The following is a 3,278-nucleotide window of genomic DNA, read 5'->3' as shown; positions in this document are numbered from 1 at the left end:
GGCGTGCGGCCCAGGCGGTGCTGCTCGGTCTGGCCGGTGAGCACCGCCGTCCGCACGCGCAGCATGACCGCGATCCACCAACGCGGGTAGCGCCTGATCGCCGAGGCCAGCACGAACGGTGCGGCGAGCAGGCACACGACCAGCGCCACCGCGTAGCCCCAGGGCTCGCCGCCGGCCTTGAGGTCCTCGACCAGGCGCCCCCACACGAAGCCGGTGATCGCGCCGAACGCGCCGACCAGGGAGGTGGCGACGAAGAAGGCGACCGACAGCAGCCCCCACGAGGGGTGGATCAGCAGCGACTTGACGATGCCGCGCGACAGGCTCGAGGACGGAGCGGCCTCGGGGACCGCCGGTGCGGGGCCGGTACGACGGGTGCCGCCGACCTGCGTGATCTCGGCGCCGTCCGCCCGCGGGTCCGGCTCCTGCTCGCCGGAGTCGTCGAGGCGCTCGACGTCGACGCTCGCCTGCAGCAGCGTGCGGAAGGGGCCGTCGACGACGACCAGCGTGGCGCGCGGGCCCTGCTGGATGACGGTGCCGGCCTCGAGCACCGCGACCGTGTCGGCGCGGGCGGTGGTGGAGAGCCGGTGCGCGATCAGGACACCGGTGCGCCCGGTGAGCAACCGGTCGGCGGCGCGCACGACCAGCGCCTCGGTGAGCGGGTCCATGCGTGCAGTCGCCTCGTCGAGGACGACGACCGAGACGTCACGCACCAGCAGTCGGGCGAACGAGACCAGCTGGGCCTCCCCCGCCGACAGCGTCGTGCCGCCCGGCCCCAGCAGCGTGTCGAGGCCTTCGGGCAGCCCGGCGGCCCAGGAGTCGAGACCGAGCTCGCTGACCGCGTCCTCGACCCGCTCGCGGGGCAGGTCGGCGAAGAGCGCGATGTTCTCGGCGAGCGTGCCGGCGAGGATCTCGGTGCGCTGCGTCACGACGCCCACGGCTGCGCGCAGCTGCTGGAGGTCGAGGTCGAGGACGTCGACCCCGCCCAGCAGCACCGAGCCTCGCTCGGGCTCGACGGCCCGCGAGACCAGGGAGGCCAGCGTCGACTTGCCGGAGCCGGTGCGCCCGACCAGCGCGCAGGTGCGCCCGGCCGGGACCATCAGGTCGACCTCGTGCAGGGCGAACGTGCCCTGCTCGTAGGAGAAGTGGAGGTCGCGCAGCTCGAGGCTCAGCGGGCCCTCGGGGAGCGGGAGGCCACCCTTCGGCTCGGGCACCGTCTCGAGCAGCTGGCGCAGGCGCATGATCGCGCCGAGGCCGGCCTGGAGGTCGGGCAGCCACTGGGTGAGGTGGTTGATCTGTCCGACGAAGGTGGACGTCACCAGGAACAGGGTGACCAGGCGCGCCACCGACAGGTTGTCCGACATCACCAGCGCCACGCCCGAGACAGCGACGCCGGCGAGCAGGGCGTGCAGCAGCACACCGGCGCGACGGGTCACCTGCACCTCGAGCACCAGGACGCGGTCGAAGAGCTCGTGGACCCGCGCCGACAGCTGGGCCAGACGTCGTACGACGTGGGCCTGGCCGAGGCTCGTGCGCAGGTCGTCGCGGCCGGCGATGCCCTCCTCCAGCGCCGCGGCGTGGTCGGTCCAGGCGATCTCCTCCTCGATCTTGCGCGTGGCGATCTCGGGGAGCAGCGGGCGCACGACGGCGACCGCAGCCACGCCGAAGGCCGGAAAGAGGATCCAGGCCGGCCACCAGGTGAGTCCGGCGACGATCCACATCGGCAGCGTGGCGAAGACGGTGCGCAGCACCTCCCACACCTGACGACGCACCAGGCTGCCGACCTCCCAGGTGTCGTCGTCCACCCGGTCGAGCACCTCGCCGACGGCCTGCTCGGAGAGCTGGGCGAGCGGCTGGTGCAGGGCGGCGCTGAGCAGGTCGGCGCGCAGCGTGCCCTCGGCGCGGTCGCAGATCGCGGCCCAGATGGTGCGCCCGACGGTGTCGAGGACGGCGGCACCGACGACGCACAGCGCGAGGAGCCAGACCAGTGCCTCGGTGGGGTCCTCGGCGAGGCGGCCGGCGACGACGGTGCCGAGCACCACTCCGAGCGCGCCGATCGCGGAAGCCGTGAGGGCCACCACGGTGGACGCACCGCGCAGGCGGTGCCAGGTGATCTGGCGCTCCGGGTCGGGCGGGTTCGAACGCACGACCGACCCGTCCTCGAGGTACGAGGACGGGTCGATCGCGGTGGAGCTCTGTTCGGTGGTGATCATCGAGAGGAACGCTACGCGGCCGGAGCCGCGTCGCGCCTCTCGTTATTCGCCGCCCTTGGTCACAGGGCCGCGAGGGCCTCGTTGAGGGTGGTGGACGGCCGCATGACGGCCTCGGCCTTGGCGTCGTCGGGGCGGTAGTAGCCCCCGATGTCGGTGGCGTCGCCCTGCACGCCGTTGAGCTCGCCGACGATGGTCTCCTCGGCGGCCGTCAGCTTCTCGGCGAACGGCTTGAAGACAGCAGCCAGGTCGGCGTCCTCGGTCTGCGCAGCGATCTCCTGGGCCCAGTACATCGCCAGGTAGAAGTGCGAGCCGCGGTTGTCGATGCCGCCGATCTTGCGCGTCGGCGACTTGTCCTCGAGCAGGAAGGTCGCGGTCGCGGCGTCGAGCGTGTCGGCCAGGACCTGGGCACCCTTGTTGTCGGCGTAGCCGGCGAGGTGCTCGAAGGAGGCGGCGAGGGCGAAGAACTCACCCAGGCTGTCCCAGCGCAGGTAGTTCTCGTTGACGAGCTGCTGCACGTGCTTGGGGGCCGACCCGCCGGCGCCGGTCTCGAAGAGGCCACCGCCGTTCATCAGCGGCACGATCGAGAGCATCTTGGCCGACGTGCCGACCTCGAGGATCGGGAACAGGTCGGTGTTGTAGTCGCGCAGCACGTTGCCGGTCACCGAGATGGTGTCCTCGCCCTTGCGGATGCGCTCGAGGGAGTAGGCGCAGGCCGCGGCGGGCGCCATGATCTCGATGGTCAGACCATCGGTGTCATGGTCGGCGAGGTACTTCTTCACCAGGCCGATCAGGTTGGCGTCGTGGGCGCGGTTCTCGTCGAGCCAGAAGATCGCGGGCGTCTGCGAGGCGCGCGCGCGGGTGACGGCGAGCTTGACCCAGTCGCGGATCGGGGCGTCCTTGGTCTGGCAGGCGCGCCAGATGTCGCCGGGCTCGACGGTGTGCGACATGAGCACGTCACCGGCGGCGTTGCGGACCTCGACGGTGCCGGCGGCCGGCATCTCGAAGGTCTTGTCGTGCGAGCCGTACTCCTCGGCCGCCTTGGCCATCAGGCCGACGTTCGGCACCGAG

The 3,278-nt window shown here is 72.0% G+C and carries 2 protein-coding genes; both read right to left on the bottom strand.

Annotation, left to right across the window (positions count from 1 at the left end; translation table 11 throughout):
* A partial coding sequence (locus VOI19_RS16700) for an ABC transporter ATP-binding protein (RefSeq protein WP_323794088.1) occupies positions 1-2,210 on the bottom strand: 2,210 nt, incomplete at its 3' end.
* A 59-nt stretch (positions 2,211-2,269) separates the two neighbouring features.
* Positions 2,270-3,278, bottom strand: a 1,009-nt coding sequence (locus VOI19_RS16695) for an NADP-dependent isocitrate dehydrogenase (protein WP_323794087.1), incomplete at its 5' end; no start/stop codon positions are given.

The organism is Nocardioides sp., assembly GCF_034670285.1.
GTDB lineage: Bacteria > Actinomycetota > Actinomycetes > Propionibacteriales > Nocardioidaceae > Nocardioides.
This window is presented reverse-complemented; position numbering and strand designations above follow the sequence as displayed.